Consider the following 19,712-nt stretch of genomic DNA (forward strand, 5'->3'; position numbering starts at 1 on the left):
CCTGACGGAGAACAATTGATAAAAATCAATAGATTAGATGTTGCCTGCCGTCGACGCCTTTTTTCCAGAGGCGGGTAAAGCCATTCCTGCCAGGCAACTTTCTCATCCTCTGTTAGCCTCAATGGGAGTATTAAGGTTTTAACCAACGGAGGAAATGATGGCGAAACCGCAAAATCACGGCTGGAAACTGGCCTCGCGCCCGCACGGTAAACCGGTACAGGAGAACTTCGAGTTCGGCGAAATCCCCCTGCCTCCGCTGGAAGAGGGCGATCTGCTGCTGCGTACCATCTACCTGTCGCTCGATCCCTATATGCGCGGCCGGATGAGCGACGCGAAATCCTATGCTGAACCGGTGAAGCTGGGCGACGTCATGGTGGGCGGCACCGTCAGCCGCGTCGTCGAGTCGCGCCATGCCGATTTCCAGGCCGGCGACTGGGTGCTGTCAGGCGGCGGCTGGCAGGCCTATTCGGTCGCGCCCGCATCCGAGGTGAGGAAGCTGGGCAACGATCTGGCTAACCCCTCCTGGGCGCTGGGCGTTCTGGGCATGCCGGGCTTTACCGCCTATATGGGTCTGCTTGATATCGGCGAGCCGCAGCCTGGCGAAACCCTGGTGGTGGCGGCGGCGACCGGGCCGGTGGGCGCGACGGTAGGGCAGATCGGCAAGAAGAAAGGCTGCCGCGTGGTCGGCATCGCGGGCGGCGAAGAGAAATGCCGCCATGCCGTTGAGGTGCTGGGGTTCGACCTCTGTCTGGATCACCATCAGGATGACCTGGCGGCGCAGCTGGAACAGGCCTGCCCGGACGGCATTGATATCTATTATGAAAACGTCGGCGGTAAGGTGTTCGATGCGGTGCTGCCGCTGCTGAATACCAAAGCGCGTATTCCGGTATGCGGACTGGTTTCCGGCTACAGCGCAACCGATCTGCCGGACGGCCCGGATCGCCTGTCGCTGCTGATGGGCGATATTCTGAAGAAGCGCCTGCGCGTGCAGGGCTTTATCATTTTCGATGATTATGGCCATCGCTACGGCGAATTCCTTGAGGCGATGGAGCCCTGGGTTGAGAAGGGTGAAATCCGCTATCGCGAGCATATCATTGACGGATTACAGAATGCGCCGGCGGCGTTTTTTGACATGCTGGAGGGGAAAAACTTCGGCAAAACCGTGGTGCGCGTGGCGCAGGACGAAGAGTAAGAATTCTGGTCCCGCCCACAGGCGGGACCCTTTTTTTATGCCGGGATCAGCTTTTCCTGCTTCAGACGATCGAACAGCGCGAAGAGATCGTCGCGCGTGCTGTGATAGCCGATAAAACCCGCCTTGCGACTTTTGCTCATATCGGTAAAGACCTCCATCGGGCGGCCCAGATCGGCGTCGGTATGCCACCAGGAGACCAGGCGGTTAATATCCGCCTCGCGCAGCTGATAGTGCTGCGCCACCGCTTTCCACTGCGCTTCCGCATCATCCATGCGCGTCTCCAACGGCTGCGTTTCATCCGGCATCGGCTGCGCCTCTATGCCAAAGTAGCTGGCAATCTCGCCCCACATCCACTTCCAGCGGAATACGTCGCCGTTGACGGTGTTGAAGTCTTCATTCTGCGCGCCAGGGGCGCTGGTGGCCCACTCCAGCTGCTCCGCCACCAGCGATGCGCTGCTCATGTCGGTCACGCCGTGCCACTGCGCGGCCGAGCCGGGGAAGATAAACGGCAGATTGTGGAACTTGCACAGGGAGGCGTAGACCGCCAGCGTCTGTCCCATATTCATCGCGTTGCCCAGCGCAAAACCGATGATGGTGTGCGGGCGATGGACGCTCCAGCGATAGCCATATTTTTCCGCGCCGGCGAAGAGTTCATCTTCCTGCGCGTAGTAGAAGTTATCGACCGGCTGACGACCCTGCTCTTCACGGAACGGCGTCATCGGCACCGCGCCTTTACCGTAGGCGTCAAACGGACCGAGATAGTGTTTCAGGCCGGTTACCAGCGCAACATGGCTGCCGTTAAGACGCTCACCCAGCGCCTCTATCACGTTGCGCACCATTCCGCCGTTGACGCGAATATTCTCTTTTTCCGTTTCCTGGCGCGCCCAGACGCTGAAGAAAAGCGCGTCAGGCTGGAGATCTTTCAGCGCCTCTTTGACCGACTCCGGCGAGGTCAAATCGGCGGTAAGGGCATGGCAGCCCTCCGGCACCGGCGTGCGTCCGCGCGACAGTCCATAGACTTCCCAGCCGTCCGCCAGCAGACGCTCCGCCGTCGCGGTGCCGATTACGCCGCTGATCCCGGCGATAAGTGCTCTCTTTGACATGCTTTCTCCCTTGGGTCTTACAACAAGACAAAAGGGGAGTGTAGACCGGGATCGGCAGTTAAGCCTGGCATGGCGCCGCTATTCTTCCCTTATCCATACCAGCCATACCCTTTTGGCTCGCGTGAAAAACCGGCGCGGCGCAGGGCGTCGATCAGTGGCGACTGGCCTGCGGGCTTGCCGTCAATGACCTCCAGCGTAAAGCCAGAGGCTCTCTCCCGACGTAGCGCAACCGCCAGGGCGGCAACCGCCGCCGCGTGCCAGCCTGGCTCGCCATAGCTCAGCAGCTCTTTACCGCCCTGCGCCAGATAAAGCGCCAGCTGCCCGTGACAGATCACCACCAGCGCACCGCTGCGCCGAACCGGACGGGTGGCGGCGCTATGCGCTGGCCAGCGCAGCGTAACGCCAAAGGGAGAGGCGGGATCGACGGCGGAGATCGCCACCGCCAGCGGCTCGCGTGCGCTGCGCTCGGCGATAATGCGCAGCCGTTCAATCGTGGCGTTCTCTGCAAACTGCGCGCCGCCCAGCCCGGCGACAAAGCGGCCGCGCAGCACCCGTCCGGCATCCTCCAGTCCGCGCATCACCGGCTGCAGCGCCGGAAAACCGCCCGGCACCTGCTCCGCCATTGCCGCGCCGCGCGTTACTACTCCCCAGCGGTCGAGCATATTCTCGGCAATCGCCAGCGCGAGCTGAGCCGGCGGCGCGGCGGCACGCGAAAGGCGCGACCAGCGTCCAGGCAGGGCAGGCGTAGCGGGGCGGCCCAGCGGCAGGCTAATGCGGCCGCGCCGCGTGCGCAGCGAACGGGTCGGTTTTGCCCGCGCGCTGTTCGCCATGCCGGTGAGCTGGCGCAGCGCCGCCCAGGTATCGGAGGTGACATAGCCGGCCCACGCCAGCTCCCACAGCGCGCTCTGGATCTGCGCCTCATCGACGGGCTGCCCGACGGCGACCGCGGCGGCAATCTGGTGCGCGAACCATGCGCCGCCCTCATCCAGCCGTGCCAGAATAGCCTCATGCAGCGGCGTCAGGCGCAGCGCGTCGTTGCTCTGTGGCAGCGGCAGCAGAGTTTCCGCCGCGAACTCGCGCAGGTGCAGCGAGACCAGGCCGTCGTTATGGCCGAGCGAACGTTCGCCCACCCAGATCACCTCGCCGGCTGAAAGCAGCTCGTCCAGCATCGCGGGCTGATAGTCGCGCACGCGCGGCGGCAGGATCTGCGACTGCCAGACTGAAGCGGGCAGCGCCAGTCCGGCCAGCTGCTCCACCACGCGCGCGACGCCGTTCACCCCTTCGTAACTCCCCTGCGCGACAGGCGACTGCGGCGTTTCGCCGGTTAACCCCTGCCGTTCCAGCAGCAGCGATACCCATGCTTCCGGCGGCACGGGACGCGTCGCCTCGCGCGCCGCCTGCAGAGAGCGAATGCGCAGGCGTTTAAAAACCTCTTCGGCCACCCACTGGTCGCCCCAGCCAGCGGCCTCCTGCTCAACGTGCAGGCCAAAATCGCCCTTAAGCAGTTTGCCCTGCGCCCGCATGCGCTCCAGCGTGTCGCTGACCACCGCCGGGCCGAGCCCGAAATGACGGGCCAGCTCACCGGTAGTAAAGGGAGTATGGGTACGGGCGTAGCGGCCGATCAGATCGCGCAGCGGATCGGCCACCGGCTGTAAAAAAACGGCGGGAATATCTGGCGGCAGCGTGACCCCCAGCGCGTCACGCAGACGCGCGGCATCTTCAATCGCCGCCCAGCGCGGTTCCCCGGCAATGGTCACGCCGATAGCGCGGTGCGCCTCCGTCAGCTCAGCGATCGCCCGCCCGGACCCGTCGCCCTCTACGCGCGCGGTCAGCGCCGCTGCGCTCAGCGGCCCCAGCTCGCGCAGCAGATCGGCGACGCCCTCTTTGTCGCTGGCTTTATAGCGCGCGGCGAGGCGCTGCAGCTCTTGCGCTACCTGCGCCGTCACCCCGGCGTCCAGCAGCTCGCGCATATCGACCTGGCCGAGCAGTTCGCTCAGCAGACCGCTGTCGAGCGCCAGCAGCGAGGCGCGCCGTTCCGCCAGCGGCGCATCGGTGGCGTAGATAAATTCCGCTACGTAACCGAACAGCAGCGGGGCGGCGAAAGGCGACGGCGCCTCGGTGGTCACCTCGGCAAACTGCACGCTGCCGTTCTGAATGCGCGTCATCAGCTGATGCAGCGCAGGCAGATCGTACACATCCTGCAGGCACTCGCGCGCCGTCTCAATCAATACGGGGAAGTCGGCATAGTCGCGCGCCACCGCCAGCAGCTCTCCGGCGCGCAGCCGCTGCTGCCACAGCGGCGATCGCTTGCCGGGATTGCGGCGCGGCAGCAGCAGGGCGCGCGCCGCGCATTCGCGAAAGCGCGCGGCAAACAGCGCTGAATGCCCGATGGCTTCGGCGACCACGCGCTGCAGGGCATCGGCGTCGAACTGAAACAGCTCGGCACCCGGCACGCGTCCCTCCATATCGGGAAAGCGCGCGACGATGCCGTCATCGCTCGCCACGATAGCGGGATCCAGCCCCATCCTGCGACGTATGCGCTCCGCGACCGCCAGCGCCCAGGGCGCATGTACGCGCTGGCCCCACGGCGAATGGAGGATCACGCGCCAGTCGCCGGTTTCATCGCGGCAGCGCTCAATCAGCAGGGTGGTGTCGGTTGGCAGCAGCCCGGTCGCCTCGCGCTGCTCCGCAACAAGCGCCTGAAGATTGTGCTGCGCGCTGGCGTCGAGCCCCGCTATTTGACGAACCTCGCCGGCTGTTTGCTCTGCCTCCAGCGTGCGCAGAAAGCGGCCGATGCTTTCGCCCAGCAGCGCCGATCGCCCCAGCCCGTCGCCGCGCCAGAAGGGAAGGCGCGCCGAGCGGCCAGGGGCGGGCACCACCACGACCTGATCGTGGGTGATCTGCTGGATGCGCCAGGAGGTGGCGCCGAGCGTGATAATGTCGTTTATCCGCGATTCATAGACCATCTCTTCATCCAGCTCGCCCACCCGGCGCGATCCCGCCTGCTCTTCGCCCTCCGGCAGCATCACGCTGAAGGCGCCGCGATCGGGAATGGTGCCGCCGCTGGTCACGGCGAGATGCTGCGCGCCAGGGCGGGGGGAGAGCAGATTTGCTTCCCGATCCCATATCAGGCGCGGGCGAAACTGAGCAAACTCGTCAGAGGGGTATTTGCCTGCCAGCATATCCAGCGTGGCGTCAAACAGGCTGCGCGGCAGGTGGCGAAAGGGATCGGCGCGGCGCACCAGGGTGAACCACGCATCCACCGAAAGGGTATCCATCGCCACGGCGGCCACCGTCTGCTGCGCCAGCACGTCGAGCGGATTCTGAGGCGGCGTAACCGGCTCCAGCTCGCCGCTTAGCATGCACTGCACAATCACGGCGGCATCGAGCAGATCGCGCCGGGTGCGCGGAAAGACGATGCCGCTGGAGACGCCGCCCACCTGATGGCTGGCGCGGCCGACGCGCTGCAGGGCGCTGGCGACCGAGGGCGGCGCGCCGACCTGGATCACCAGATCGACCGTTCCCATATCGATGCCCAGCTCCAGGCTGGAGGTGGCGACGACGCAGCGCAGTTCGCCCGCCTTAAGGGCGTCTTCGATTTCACGTCGCTGCTCTTTTGAGACCGAGCCGTGATGCGAGCGGGCGATGGCGGCCGTTGCGCCGTCGCTGCGTTTCTCCGTGCCACCGTTAAAAGAGTCCCAGGCGTGAGCGGGCTGCGCCAGCGCGTCTTCAGTGCCAACGCGGGCGGCGTAGCGTTCGTTAAGCCGCGCCGTCAGCTTCTCCGCCAGCCCGCGAGAATTGGCAAAGACGATGGTGGCCCGGCGCGCCAGTACCAGCTCAAGAATGCGCTGTTCGATATGGGGCCAGAGCGAGCCTGCCGCGCTGCCGGCGTCGGGCGCACCGCTGGCGTCCGTGCCGCCAGGGATATCGGTCATATCCTCCACCGGCACGGCGATGCGCATCTCCAGCGCGCGCGAGGCGGGCGGGTTAACGATTAGGGTCTCCTGCGTGCCGCCGAGAAACTGCGCGACGCGCTCGACTGGCCGTACCGTAGCCGAGAGGCCGATGCGCTGTGCCGGCTGCGGCAGCAGCGCATCCAGCCGCTCCAGGCTCAGCGCCAGCTGGGCGCCGCGTTTGCTGCCCGCCACCGCGTGTACCTCATCCAGAATCAGCGTCGTCACGCCGCGCAGCGCCTCGCGGGCGCGCGACGTCAGCATCAGAAACAGCGACTCCGGCGTGGTGATCAGGATATCGGGCGGCGTGCGCTGAAGCCTTGCTCGTTCGTTGCCGGGGGTATCGCCTGAACGCATGCCGACCGTTAGCGTAATCGCCTTTTCGCCGCGCGCCTGACGCTGCTGGTAAACCCCCTCCAGCGGCAGCTGCAGATTGCGCTGCACGTCCGCCGCCAGCGCTTTTACCGGCGAGATATAGAGAATGCGCGTGCGCGTGGCTTTATCCGGTATCTCCTGCGCCTCGCGCTCGCGGAACAGCGCATCGATGGCGTGCAGAAACGCCGCGAGGGTTTTGCCCGATCCGGTCGGGGCGATGACCAGCGCAGGGTTGCCGCTGGCGATGGCATCCCAGGCCGCCGACTGCACCGGCGTGGGCGCGGCGAAGGTGAGCTGGAACCAGCGTTGCGTGGCAGGAGAGAAGCGTGAGAGCGCAGCAGCCTTAGCGGACATAAAAGAGTGAAATCACCGTATTAGCAGGGAATGCCTAAGCGTAGACCCTGACGCTAAGCGTTGCGTGGTGAAAAAGGGCAGACTTACAGCGATTAACCCCCTGGCCGCAGAGATGGATCACTTTCCCGTGCTGATTCCCGCTGCGCCTTCCATACTTAGGTTCCAGCCACCTGAACGGAGACAGAGGTTATGAGATTAGCAAGCGCCTTTCTGCTGGCGGCACTGCCTGCGGCGAGTTTCGCTGCCGCGCCGCTCTTTACGCTGCAATCGCAGGATTTTACGGATAACGCCTTTTTATCGAAGTCATTCGCCGGCAATAACAAAAACAGCCCCGCCTGTACCGGCGACAACGTCTCGCCCGCGCTGAGCTGGTCTGACGCGCCGCAGGGCACCAGGAGCTTCGCGCTGCTGGTTACCGATCCTGTCGGCGGCAAAGGCCTCGGCGTAACCCATATGGTGGCCTACAACATTCCCGCCACTACCACCGCTTTCGCCCAGGGCGATCTCACCCAGGGCAAAGGCTACACCGGCGGCAAAAATTCCCCAGGCACCACCGCCTGGTATGGGCCGTGCCCGCCGGTCGGCAGCGGTATACATCACTATAACTTTGTGGTGATCGCTACCGATTTACCGCCTGAACAGCTAAAGCCAGGCCTGACCCATGAAGAGCTGGTGAAGGAGCTGAAAGGCCACGCGCTGGGCGCCGCCTCGCTGGTGGGACGGTTTAGCAACGATCCGCAGGGTTAACAGAGAAGGGCGCGCAGGCAGGTTTGCCCTGCGCGCCGGGCGGGCTTACCCGCCGGAGACGTGCTTCGCCGCCGCCGCGTTGGCCAGGCGAACAGCGCTGGCGAGACTCTGCTGTGCCGCCAGCGCGTGACAGAGCACGCCGGTAAAGCAGTCGCCCGCGCCGTGGGTGCTGACCAGCCGGATCTTTTCTGCGGGCTGGCTCAGGGCCGCCGCGCCCTGCTGGCAGAAGGCAACGCCGTGCTCGCCAGCGGTTATCACCACCTGACGAAAGCGCTGGGCGAGCGTCTCGGCGGCGACCCTGGCCGAGGCGAGATCCTCGACCGTGACGCCGCACATATCGCGCGCCTCTACGGCGTTAACCACCAGCAGATCGATACAGGCAATCAGCGCCGGCTCCAGCTCCCGCGCGGGTGCCGCATTGATGCAGACGGGAATGCCGCGCGCCTGCGCCGCCGTCGCCGCCAGAAGAGTGGTTTCGGCGGCGATTTCATTCTGCAGGATTAGCATCGCGGCGTCGCGCCACAGCGGTTCGCCGCGCAGCGCGTCTGGCGCGATATGCTGGTTAGCCCCCGATACCACCACCGCGCCGTAGTCGCCTTCCGCGTCGCTGATCGCCACGCTCATGCCCGACGCGATGCCGTCCACCATCTGCACGCCGTCAATGTTGACGCCGCCCGCCTGCAGGGCGGAGAGCAGAAACCGGCCCGGCTCGTCCGCTCCCACCGCGCCGATAAAATATACCTCTGCGCCGGCACGCGCGGCCGCCAGCGCCTGATTGCCGCCTTTACCGCCAAATTTATAGCGGCAGGCGGTGCCCATTACCGTCTCGCCTTTTTCCGGGCGATGGGGCGCGTCCAGCATAATGTCGTAATGCAGGCTACCGACGACGACAATTTTACTCATGGTTAGAATTCCCGAAGATCCTGAACCGCATGCTGAGTTTTCATTAAATTCCGCTCCGCGCGCTTGAGGTCTTTTTTGGCGATCGCCACAAATAAGGCATCAAGAATATTTAGCTGCGCAATACGCGAAGCGGCGTTTTCTCCGAGCAGATGCGATCCCTGAGAGGTTGAATTAAGCACCACATGCGCGTTGCGCGCCACGGGCGACTCGGCGTAGTTGGTGATAGCAATGACCTTAGCGCCGTTGCGCGCCGCCAGTTTTACCGGGTCGTTTACGGCGCGCGTGGAGCCGGTATGGCTGATAGCGATAACAACGTCGTCGTCAGACAATACTGCTGCGGACATCAGCATAATATGGGCGTCGTCGTAGGCGGTGGACTTGATGCCGATCTTCAGCATCTTGTGCGAGAGATCGCGCGCCACCGTCGCTGATCCGCCGACCGCATAGAGATCGATATGACGCGCCTTAAAAATAATATCCGCCGCGCGATTAAACTCAGAGATATCGAGAATCGACATCGTCTCTTCTATCGCCTGAATAGAGGTTCTGAATACCTTCGCCAGTAATTGTTCGGACGAGTCGTCTGGTTCAATTTCCGCGTGCAGACCGGCCACTTCAGATTCGTTGTAATAAATTAAACCGCTTCTGAAATCCCGGAATCCGGAGAAGTTAAGCTTTTTAGCGATCTTGACTACCATCGCCTCGGAAACATTATTTTCCTGCGCGATCTCTTTTAATGAGGTGCGCTCGCTAATGTCCGTGCGTGCAAGGATCGCTTCTACCACGCGCCGCTCAAGCGGCGTCAGCTGTGGAATGCGCATCCGGATTTGAGCGCCAATGGCTCGCGGATCTAGCTTCATCAATTGCCTCGGGTCGCTCTGTCGATCAACATCGCTATGATAATAATCAGGCCGGTGGCAAGCAATTGATAAAAAGCCTGAATATTAAGCAGCGTCAGACCGTTACGCAGCGCGCCGAGAATAATGACGCCGATCAGGGTGCCGAAGATGCTCCCTTTACCGCCCATCAGCGAGGCGCCGCCGATCGCCGCCGCCGCGATAGCGTCCAGCTCCCAGAGGTTGCCGATGGTCGGCTCGGCCGCGCCCAGACGGCCAATCAGGATCAGCGCGGCCAGCGACGCCAGCGCGCCGGAGACCACATAAACAGTGACCTTGGTGCGCTTGACCGGCACGCCCGCGACGCGCGCCGCCTCTTCATTGCCGCCTATAGCGAGGATATATTCCCCCAGCGGCGTTTTATTCATTACCACCCACAGCAGCAGCGAGATAACCGCGACGATAAGAATCGGCCCCGGAATGCCGAACAGCGTGCTGTTAATCAGGCTGCGAAACGACAGCGGAATGCCAAATACCGGGTTGCCGCCGGTGTAGATCAGCGCAATGGCGCGGAACAGCGACAGGCCGCCGAGCGTAACGATAAAGGGCTGAAGACCCGCATAGGCGATCAGCGAACCGCTGAAAACGCCGCACAGCGCGCCGATGCCCAGCGTCGCGAAGATCGCCAGCGGTACCGGCACGCCCGAGGTCATCAGGGTGGCGCCCAGCACCGCCGAGAGCGCCGCCGTCGGCCCAACGGAGAGGTCGATGCCGCCGGAAATAATCACCAGCGTCATGCCCAGCGCAATTAGGGCGTTAATCGACGACTGCTGCAAAATATTCAGCAGGTTCGGCACGGAAAAAAAGACCGGCGATAGAAATGAGAAGGTAATAATAATTATCAGCAGTCCGATTAAGGTGCCTGCGTCGCGCAGATTAAACTTTAACAGCGACGAAACCGGCGTCGTCGCGCGATGGGGAAGTTGCGTCATCATAGTCAGGGCCTTTTTTAAACTTAGCAGGGAGAAACGTTAAGCGGATTCCAGATCGTTAATCGCGTAGCGGGCGATGTTCTCTTCGGTAATGGCGTCACCCGTTAATTCCCGGGTGATTTTGCCTTCGCGCATCACCAGCACGCGGTCGGAGATGCGGATAATTTCGGTCATCTCCGACGACACCACGACGATCGCTTTTCCGGCCTGCGCCAGCTTTTCAATCAGGTTATAGATTTCCGACTTGGCGCCGATATCGATGCCGCGCGTCGGCTCATCAAATAAAAAGACATTGGCGTCCGCCGCGACCCAGCGTCCGATAATCACTTTCTGCTGATTGCCGCCGCTCAGGGTGCCAATGGTTTTCTCAATATCGAGCGGACGCAGTTTCAAATCGCTCATCACCTCCTGCGCCGCGCGGTTCAGCTTCTCCGTGCTGACGAGGCCTGCGCGGGTGAACTGGCGCAGAGAAGGCAGCGCCATATTCATCTTCACCGCGCGCGCTTTGATGATGCCCTCTTTTTTGCGGTCCTCCGGCACCAGGCCGATGCCGGCGCGGATCGCCGCGCTGACGTCGTGGTTGCGCACCGGCTGCCCGTTAACCCACACGCTGCCGCCGCTGCGCTTGTCCAGCCCGGCAATCAGCTTCAGCAGCTCGGTGCGTCCCGCGCCGACCAGCCCGGCGATGCCTAACACTTCGCCGGCCCGCACGCTGAAGCTGGCGGGGGAGATCTCACTGCCGCGCGCCAGATTCTCTACCCTCAGCACCTCCCGATCGGTCACCCAGGCGTTGTGGGCAAGCTTCTCGATTTTGCGCCCGACCATGCGGGCGACGATGCTCTCTTCGTTTTCGTCACAGATATTCACCACCCCGACCTGGCGGCCGTCGCGCATAATAGTGGCGCGATCGCAGACGCGGAAAATTTCATTCATCTTGTGCGAGACGTAGATCAGCGAGACGCCCATCGCTTTCAGGTCGCCGATCAGCTCGGCGAGGCGATCGAACTCGCGCGGCGTCAGGCTTGAGGTCGGCTCATCCATGGCGATAACTTTGGCGTCATCCAGCAGGGCGCGGGCGATTTCCACGATCTGCTGCTGCGAGACCTTGAGGCTTTTGATCGGCGCGGCGGGATCGATAGTGGGATCGAGCTGTTTGAGCAGCAGCGCCGCGCGCGCCAGCTGCGCCTGCTTGTCGACCCACAGGCCGCCGGCGCGGGTGATCGGCCTGCCAAGAAACATATTCTGCGCCACGGAGAGCTCCGGCACGTGCTGTAGCTCCTGATGGATCATCGCGATGCCGGCCTGGCGTGCGCTAAGCGGATTTTTCATCTGCACCGCTGTGCCGTTCACGCTGATTTCGCCGCTATCCGCCAGCCGCACGCCGGAGAGGATATTGAGCAGCGTTGACTTACCCGCGCCGTTCTCGCCAATTAGCGCGTGTACTTCACCCGGCTTCACGGAAAAGTCGACATTCTGTAAAGCGGCGGCGCTACCGTAGGTTTTGCTGATGCCGCGCATCGTTAAGCGAAACTCTTCCATATCCCCTCCGCCTGCGTTATTGCTGGGCTAACAGCTGGCGCAGCTTGTTGTTGTCTTTGGTGGAAAACGCCTCGACGTTCTCTTTGGTGATCAGCGCCTGCGGCGTTGAAATCACGCGTGACAGTTTCTGACCGTTGATCAGCCGCAGCATAACGTCCATCGCTACTTCGCCGGTCAGCACCGGGAAGCTGTCGACGGTGCCGGTCAGCTCGCCGCGCTTGATCGAAGCGTAGGCGTCGGAGATGCCGTCGGTGCCGAAAATTTTGGTCTGGTCGGCCTTGTTCAGCGAGCGCACCGCCTCTACCACGCCAAGCGCCATGGTGTCGTTGTTGGCATAGAAACCGATAAGATCGGGATGCTGCTGCAGGATGGTGGACGCGGCGTTAAAGGCCTGTTCACGGCTCCAGTTGGCGGGCACGCTGGCAACGATGTTGAACTTGCCGTTCACCTGTAGCGTCTCTTTAAAGCCGCGCGTGCGCTGGCCTGCGGCATAGACGCCGGGCTGACCTTCGATCACCGCGACCTTGCCGCCCTGCGGATAGTGCTGAATAAACCATTTGGCGACGCGCACGCCGTTATCTTTCTGCACGTTGCCGACGTAATAGCGGGCGTTCGGCATCACCGCGTCGTTAACGTTGACCACCGGAATATTTTTGGCGTTGGCGCTCTCCAGCGCGGGTTCAAGGTTGATGTCGGTTTGCGGCGACACCAGCAGCCCGTTGAACCCTTGTGAAATAAGCGTCTCAGCGATAGAGAGCTGGCCAAGCTGATCGTCTTCGTTGGCGGCGGCCTGATAGGCGACGGTGAAGCCATATTTTTTCGCAACGTTCTGGTAGCCTTCGCCGAGGGAGCGCCAGTACTCATTGGTCAGGGTTTTCGACACGCCGCCAATCTTCAGCTTGCTGTCAACTTTCGGCAGCGCGCCATATTTGCTGTCGAGCTGCGTCCAGTCGGTGCGATCGGGCTCGGTGTCGGACTGCAGCGGCGTAAGCTCGGCGGCGTACAGGCTGCTGCAGAACAGCGAAGAGGCGAGTACAGAGAGTAAGAGTTTTTTCATTTTATTATCCTGCGTTCTCGTTGTAGGGGGGTCCTGGTGCAAGCGCGACAGTGGTTATCTGGCAAGCATAATGTCGTTTACGATCTGCTGAGAAGTCACCGCATCCTGACGCCCGATGGCGTCGAACAGTGCGGCGTTATCATTGAGCTGTTCGCACAGCCTCAGCAGACGGGTGACCGTGGCAATATTGGTTTCGGCTTCGCGCACCGGGTCGAGCCCGCTGGCGTCCGGGAAGGTGTCGAAGTAGTAGGCGCCCTGATAGCCGTCGCGCTGCATCTGCCAGAGAAACTCCAGCGTGGCGCGCGGATTGACCGATCCCGCCATCAGGCCGTCGTCGCGTTTGCCCCAGCCGTCGTTAAGATCCAGCCCCAGCAGGCGAGAGCGGCGCGCCACCATCGCCGCCGCATAGGCGGGGATCTCGTTGGCGAACAGCACATGGGCGAAATCCAGCGTAATGCCGAGGTTAGGACTTCCCGCCTCTTCTACCGCCAGCAGGCAGGTGGTGACGTTAGGAAAGATACTGTAGGCGCGCGGCTCGTTGGGCTTGTACTCAATGCTGACGTCGATATCGGGCGCATAGTCGGCAACTTCACGCACTGCGCTTACCGCGTCTTCCCACATTTTTTTGTAATCGGCCTGAAAGCAGTAGTCGAAGCCATCCTGACCCATCCACAGCGTCATCAGGCTGGCACCAAATTCGCGCCCGGCGTCGATGCCGCGCTTGGTTAATTCGATCGCCTCGCGGCGAATAGCGGCGTCGGGATGGGTAAAGGCACCGATTTTGAACTGCGGCGCGTCCCAGCGCATCTGCATACCGTTGACCGCCAGCCCGGCGTCTTCGATTGCCTGACGCATCGTTGGAATAGCCTGGGTGATATGTTGCGGGTAGTTCAGGTCGAGGTGTGTCAGACCTTTAACGGTTCCGGCGCGCGCGATCATCTGCAGCACCGAAGGCTTGCCCTTTAGATCTGGCCAGTAGCGGTGTGCGCCGGAGGCAAAGGAGTTCAGGCGTGTTGCGAATTTGAGTTGCGACATGTGAGGTTCCTAAACCAGTTGTGAAGTACTTTCTGTTTTCACAAAAATGTGTGAAGTGATATTTTTTATACGCCTGCGATTTTTTTACACAAGAGGGGCAGCGCGACAAAAGTGCGTTTTGCGAGGGCGCTCACGAAAGTACAGATTGCGAACGCGTTGTGCGTTCGAATAGAGGCGGGGCAAAGAGAGGTAAAAATAATAAAAAAAAGCCTGTGCTTAAACAGGCTTAAAAAACTGAGCGATCGGTTAAGTTTAATTTTTTCTCCGCCTTCTGAACGAAAGAGAGGAGATAGCGGGCATACAGGCGCGCCTTTTATCAGACCCCGACAAGATCTTAAAGCGTGACCTGATGCCTTTCCCGGGCGTGGCAAAAAAGGGCTGGCAATATTAAGTGAGATAAGCCGGTTAATAATGACCCAGAAGCATGGAAAAACCTCTCCTGCTTTTTTACTTTCTGCATGCTTCAGGCTGCTGCAGTGACTGACAACTTGCTGGATTACGACTTAGGGATTTCTGCAGGGATTTATTCACACCCCGTGATTTCTGGGTCGGATAGCAGGCTGCGGTTTCATCGCCTGGCCTGCGCTCTTTCAGCGTGCAGCCCGGCGCGTAAGCTGTTTGCAGCGGCTGCTCACCCGTTCAGGCAGGGCAGCACGCTTAATGCGCCGTTTTTTCGCATGAGGGGCGTCGACTGATTTTGCCGCCGGTTCGTTCGGCCTCCACCGTACGTTCGCGGCCGTTTTTAAATATGCTGCCGCTAATCTGGCCGCCTTTGCGTCCCGCTTCACGCGCTCTTTCCGGGTTTTCCGCAGAATTACCCGCACCACTGCGTCGTTGAAACATACCGTCACCTCACCCAGAGAGAAAATCTCTATATAGCTGAACTATGAAATCAGAAAGGCAATATTTCAATATTGAGCTGCAGAGCTAAAATTTAATTCGTGAAAAGGATTAATTACTTATTCAGCATCAGGCTGGCTAATTAGTTAATAGTTAATCAACTAAACGGCATTCCTGTACAATTTATTATCTCTGGTACACCTTTACTGAAAGCGTTAATTCGTGAAGGGAATCACAGAGTAACCAGGCTGCCTGTCAGCCGGTTGCGCCCGGCTTAGCAGGCATTCTGCCGGTGCTCGCAGGCAAAGGCAAAAAGGGTATCCCGCCGTATAGCCCGGCGTTTGCTGGACAGCGCAGCGCGGCGGCCAGCGGCAATGGTCTATACTCTGGTTAAACGAAGCGGGAAACAGCGAGAAAAATAACGTGACGATGAGTGAAGAGGCTGAGCGCCAGCAGTTTGAACGCTGGATCCGCAGCGATGAGTCTTTTGAAGAGCGGTGGCTCAGGCGCGACGATTCCACAGGCTATCGCTACCATCTGGTGGAAAATCGCTGGAAGGCATGGCTCGCGCGCAGCAAACTTAACGATAACGCTCAGCCCTGACAGGACTGTTGTGCGTTAAAGATCACCCTCACTAAACATCTCCGCGCGGGTCGGTGACTTTTGCCGCTTTTTTTCAGTAAATTTCCTCTGTTTCCGCACGCCCTGAAACAGGCACCTTATTGCGAAGAAAAATTAAACAGTCAATTATTTGCAGGGCTGACCCTTACGCCATTATGTAGCAAGATTAACCCGGTTATTTATTTTTTGGGAATCATGTTTAATCGTGGAAAAACGCTGGGCTCGGTGTATCGGCATCGGTCGGGTAAACTTTAGCTTTAGATAGTAATAAAAAATTATCCTCCATGATCGCTTACGATAAGCTGGTGCTTCGCACCGACAGGATTTTACAAGTTATTGTAATGTGAGCCTATTTTTCAATTTGGCTTAGTTTGAATAACCAGTAAATATTGCCTGTACTCTGGGTGGTAAATCACCGTTAGCAACCTATAATCCATTTCTGCCGCATATTTTTGCCGTGCTTTTTATGAACAACTGCGCCTGAGACTATTAGCAGCAACGCCCCGGCTATCTATTAAAGATATTAGCCAGGCTTATTTTTGCGCTTATTGCCGAATGCCACCAGACAGTCTTACCAGGATGAAAAATGATGAAAAACCTGCTTGATAAAATTAACCTGCCCGTCAAATTTCTTATTCTGGGCATATTCGCCCTGATTTTGTTTGTTTTACCTACAACGCTGTTTATTCAGACGGGAAATCAGGCTATCGATGCTAAACAACAGGAGCTGGGCGGCATTCCGGTAGAAAAACATATGCTGAAGCTGCTGAATCTGCTGCAGCGTCACCGTGCAGAAACCGCCATCGCTATCGCGCTGAAAAAGCCTGATAACCCGCCGCGCATGGCGCTGGTAGACGAAATTAACCAGCAGACCGACCTTATTCAGACGGAGCTGAAGCAGCAGGACCCCAGCGCACAACCGCTTCAGCGTCTGGATAAAATGGCGCAGGCCTGGGTGAAGCTGCAGAGCGATATCAACGGCGGCGCGCTTACCTTCGCGGACAGCCTGACCGAGCACGCCCACCTTATTCAAATTATGCTGAGCGCGAATCTTGACGTGCTGGACTACTACGGTATGTCTCTCGACAGCGATTTGAATACTTACCAGCTGATTAACAGCATTTTTATTCGGCTGCCGCAGCTCACTGAGACGCTGGGACAGATCCGAGCCGGCGGCACCTCGCTGATCGCCTCCGGCACTATCTCCGAGAGCGACTTCAGCCGCATGAGCTATCAGATAGAGGCGGGGAAAGCGGCGCTGGATCAGTTTAACGCCAATCTGGAAAAGGTGTATGCCATTGAGCCGGCGCTGGCAGCGGACTTCAGCGCCGCCGCGCAGGAGGCGAATCGTCAGGCCCTGGCCGCGCTGCAGCTGGCCGACCATATTTTCGTCAGCAAAAGCGCCAGCGTCGCGCCGGTGGAATATGTTCAAATCTTTACTAAGGCAATCAATGAGTTCAGCGCCATTGGCGAGCAGAACGGCGAGCGTCTCGCTCAGATGATGCAGAAGCAGATCGATACCCGTCGTCATGGGCAGTATACGCTGCTGGCCGGTTTGCTGGCGGTCGCGCTGGTGGCGATTTTTATGGCGCTGATGATCAGCCGTTCGGTTACGCGCCCGCTGCAGGATGCGGTTCGCCTCGCCAGCAAAGTTGCTGAGGGCGATCTCACCTCGACGCTGCATATCGGCGGCAGCAATGAGATGGCTGCGCTGCTGAACGCGCTGATGAAGATGCAGCAGCATCTTGCCCGGCTGGTTTCCGATATTAAGAGCCACGCCGCTACCATCGCCAGCTCTTCTGAAGAGATAGCGCAGGGCAATGGCGATCTCTCTTCCCGCACCGAAGAGCAGGCAGCCTCGCTGGCGCAAACGGCAGCCAGCATGGAGCAGCTGGCCTCGATTATTCAGCAGAACGCTGACAATACCCGCTTCGCGTCGGACAAAGCGGTATCCGCCACTCAGGCGGCCCAGATGAGCGGCGAGGCGATGGCGTCCGTAATGGCGTCGATGCAGAAGATCCGCGGCAGCTCAAGCCAGATTGAAGAGATTACCTCTGTTATCGACAGCATCGCGTTCCAGACCAATATCCTGGCGCTTAACGCTGCGGTAGAAGCTGCCCGCGCCGGCGAATCAGGCAAGGGCTTCGCGGTGGTCGCCACAGAAGTGCGCGCGCTGGCGCAGCGTTCCGCCCGCGCCGCGAAGGAGATTAAAAGTCTGATTGAGCATTCGGTCGGCCAGGCTCAGGAAGGGATCAGCATGGCGCAAAGCGCCGGCGATAAGGTTAAGCAGAGCCTGAGCGCCATCGAGCAGACCTCGCAGCTGATCCGTGATATCTCCTCTTCTTCGGCGGAGCAGAGCAGCGGCATTTCGCAGGTTAATATCGCGGTGAATCAGATGGACCAGGTGACCCAGCAGAATGCGGTGCTGGTGGAGCAGTCAGCGGTCTCAGCGGACAATCTGGCCGAGCGCGCCGGGCAGCTGCGCCATATGGTTGCGGTATTCCGTACCCTCTGAGGCGGCAACAGGGCCGATTCGGCCCTTTACCTTCGCTGCCCGTTTGTCAGCAAAAGCGGCGGTAATTTTATACCGCTTTTGCGTAACGCATACGGCTTAAACCGCTATGCTTATGGGTCAGGCCAGAAAGAGCAGAGGTATATTTGTATATAACAGAGGTCGATATTGACCATTACGCGCTGGAATTAAGGCGCATTGCAGCAGGGTATCAGACAGGCGAAAAATTGCCGGATGTAAAGAAGAAGGTCGACGGGCTTATCGATACGCTTAAAAGCTCCCTCGCCAGCGACGCGCAGCTTCAGGTGCAAGCCTGGAGCGAGCTGGCGGAGGCGTTAAGCCACTATATGAAAAACACCGCCGATCCCGACTGGACCACCATCATGGCCTACGCCAGACGAAAGGTGAACCGCAGTAAACAGAACGCCATGTTCAGGCGTAAACGCTTCAAGGATTAAACCGCCAGCGGCGGTTTTTTTCTGCCTGTTCCTCTTTTTTTCGCGCCTCTTGCTGACAAATCTCCCCAACCCGCTCGGGCTATACTCTGCTGCTTCACCGCAGTGCAACGTTGTTATGCAGTAATGATCTGATGCGCAGATTCACCCGTTATTCACCTTAAACACGCCGTGTTACCGGAAGTGGGAGATCACCATGAAGAAGATTGGCATCAACGGTTTTGGACGTATTGGCCGTCTGGTTTTAAGACGAATTCTGGAACAGCAGGAAGCGGTGGAGGTGGTGGCGATCAACGATCTCACCTCGCCGGAGATGCTCGCCTACCTGCTGAAGTATGACTCCAACTACGGCGCGTTCCATGGCGACGTCGGCGTGGATGGCAATGCATTGCTGGTCAACGGCAAGAAAATTACGGTTTTCGCCGAGAAAGAGGCGAAGAATATTCCGTGGGGATCGCTGGGCGTTGACGTGGTTATCGAATGTACCGGTTTCTATACCTCGGCGGAAAAAGCGCAGGCGCATCTTGATGCCGGCGCGGGCAAGGTGCTGATCTCCGCGCCAGCCGGCGAGATGAAAACCATCGTCTACAACGTCAACCACGACACCATCAGCGCGGAAGATAAAATCATCTCTGTCGCCTCCTGCACCACCAACTGCCTGGCGCCGATGGCGAAAGCGCTGCACGATAACTTCGGCATCAAGGTCGGCACCATGACCACTATCCACGCCTATACCGGCACCCAGGCGCTGGTAGACGGGCCGCGCGGTAAAGATTTCCGCTCTTCGCGCGCCGCGGCGGAAAATATTATCCCGCACACTACCGGCGCGGCGAAGGCGATCGGCCTGGTGATCCCGGCGCTGACCGGCAAGCTGAAGGGCCACGCGCAGCGCGTGCCGACCAAAACCGGTTCGGTCACTGAGCTGGTGTCGGTTCTGGATAAGAAAGTCACGGTTGACGAGATTAACGCGGCGCTGAAGCGCGCCTGCGAGAACAATGAATCTTTTAAATATACCGAGGATCAGATCGTCTCTACCGACGTTATCGGCGTGCCTTACGGCTCTGTCTTCGACGCGACCCAGACGGAGATCAGCGAAGCGGGCGACCTGCAGCTGGTGAAAACCGTCTCCTGGTACGATAACGAATATGGCTTCGTCACCCAGCTGGTGCGCGTGCTGCATCTTTACGTATCGCTGTGA

15 protein-coding genes are annotated in these 19,712 nt (G+C 59.9%); 6 read left to right on the forward strand and 9 right to left on the reverse strand.

Annotated elements, in window-relative coordinates; translation table 11 throughout:
• Positions 1-157 precede the first annotated feature (157 nt).
• Positions 158-1,192, forward strand: coding sequence for an NADP-dependent oxidoreductase (locus LB453_RS00395; protein ID WP_224481403.1), 1,035 nt, complete (start codon positions 158-160; stop codon positions 1,190-1,192).
• A 35-nt stretch (positions 1,193-1,227) separates the two neighbouring features.
• Here LB453_RS00395 and LB453_RS00400 read toward each other — a convergent pair whose 3' ends face one another.
• The gene (locus tag LB453_RS00400; RefSeq protein ID WP_103797036.1) at positions 1,228-2,295 is read right to left on the reverse strand and encodes an SDR family oxidoreductase; all 1,068 of its coding nucleotides are present in this window, start codon (positions 2,293-2,295) and stop codon (positions 1,228-1,230) included.
• An 89-nt stretch (positions 2,296-2,384) separates the two neighbouring features.
• Positions 2,385-6,977, reverse strand: a complete 4,593-nt coding sequence (locus LB453_RS00405; protein ID WP_103797037.1) for an ATP-dependent helicase — start codon at positions 6,975-6,977, stop codon at positions 2,385-2,387.
• A 189-nt stretch (positions 6,978-7,166) separates the two neighbouring features.
• Between LB453_RS00405 and LB453_RS00410 the strand changes: the two genes are divergently transcribed.
• Positions 7,167-7,724: a YbhB/YbcL family Raf kinase inhibitor-like protein gene (locus tag LB453_RS00410; RefSeq protein ID WP_103797038.1), complete on the forward strand. Its 558-nt coding sequence runs from the start codon at positions 7,167-7,169 to the stop codon at positions 7,722-7,724.
• A 45-nt stretch (positions 7,725-7,769) separates the two neighbouring features.
• On the opposite strand, the gene LB453_RS00415 is transcribed toward LB453_RS00410, so the two are convergent.
• The 7 genes from LB453_RS00415 to LB453_RS00445 all read right to left on the reverse strand — a co-directional run bounded on the left by LB453_RS00415 (position 7,770) and on the right by LB453_RS00445 (position 14,929).
• Positions 7,770-8,627, reverse strand: coding sequence for a PfkB family carbohydrate kinase (locus tag LB453_RS00415; RefSeq protein ID WP_103797039.1), 858 nt, complete (start codon positions 8,625-8,627; stop codon positions 7,770-7,772).
• Between the two features lie 2 nt (positions 8,628-8,629).
• Positions 8,630-9,487 carry a MurR/RpiR family transcriptional regulator gene (locus LB453_RS00420; protein ID WP_103797040.1) on the reverse strand — a complete coding sequence of 286 codons (858 nt, stop codon included), beginning with the start codon at positions 9,485-9,487 and terminating at the stop codon, positions 8,630-8,632.
• On the reverse strand, positions 9,487-10,458 hold the full coding sequence (locus LB453_RS00425; protein WP_199187356.1) for an ABC transporter permease: 972 nt from the start codon (positions 10,456-10,458) through the stop codon (positions 9,487-9,489). The genes LB453_RS00420 and LB453_RS00425 overlap by 1 nt, the downstream gene beginning before the upstream one ends.
• A 36-nt stretch (positions 10,459-10,494) precedes the next feature.
• Entirely contained in the window at positions 10,495-11,994 is a 1,500-nt protein-coding gene (locus LB453_RS00430; protein ID WP_103797041.1) for a sugar ABC transporter ATP-binding protein, read from the reverse strand.
• Positions 11,995-12,010: 16 nt separating this feature from the next.
• Complete coding sequence (locus tag LB453_RS00435) at positions 12,011-13,051, reverse strand: substrate-binding domain-containing protein (protein ID WP_103797042.1); 1,041 nt, start codon at positions 13,049-13,051, stop codon at positions 12,011-12,013.
• Positions 13,052-13,105: 54 nt separating this feature from the next.
• Positions 13,106-14,086, reverse strand: coding sequence for a TIM barrel protein (locus LB453_RS00440; protein WP_103797043.1), 981 nt, complete (start codon positions 14,084-14,086; stop codon positions 13,106-13,108).
• 657 nt (positions 14,087-14,743) lie between these two features.
• The gene (locus tag LB453_RS00445) at positions 14,744-14,929 is read right to left on the reverse strand and encodes a general stress protein (RefSeq protein ID WP_103797044.1); all 186 of its coding nucleotides are present in this window, start codon (positions 14,927-14,929) and stop codon (positions 14,744-14,746) included.
• 426 nt (positions 14,930-15,355) lie between these two features.
• Between LB453_RS00445 and LB453_RS00450 the strand changes: the two genes are divergently transcribed.
• The 4 genes from LB453_RS00450 (at position 15,356) to gap (ending at position 19,712) form a co-directional block, all read left to right on the forward strand.
• On the forward strand, positions 15,356-15,529 hold the full coding sequence (locus tag LB453_RS00450; protein WP_224481404.1) for a hypothetical protein: 174 nt from the start codon (positions 15,356-15,358) through the stop codon (positions 15,527-15,529).
• Between the two features lie 607 nt (positions 15,530-16,136).
• Complete coding sequence (locus LB453_RS00455; protein ID WP_103797069.1) at positions 16,137-18,062, forward strand: methyl-accepting chemotaxis protein; 1,926 nt, start codon at positions 16,137-16,139, stop codon at positions 18,060-18,062.
• Between the two features lie 224 nt (positions 18,063-18,286).
• Positions 18,287-18,517, forward strand: coding sequence for a hypothetical protein (locus tag LB453_RS00460; RefSeq protein WP_103797045.1), 231 nt, complete (start codon positions 18,287-18,289; stop codon positions 18,515-18,517).
• 193 nt (positions 18,518-18,710) lie between these two features.
• Complete coding sequence (gene gap / locus LB453_RS00465; RefSeq protein WP_103797046.1) at positions 18,711-19,712, forward strand: type I glyceraldehyde-3-phosphate dehydrogenase; 1,002 nt, start codon at positions 18,711-18,713, stop codon at positions 19,710-19,712.

This window comes from Pantoea agglomerans, from assembly GCF_020149765.1.
GTDB classification, from domain to species: domain Bacteria; phylum Pseudomonadota; class Gammaproteobacteria; order Enterobacterales; family Enterobacteriaceae; genus Pantoea; species Pantoea alvi.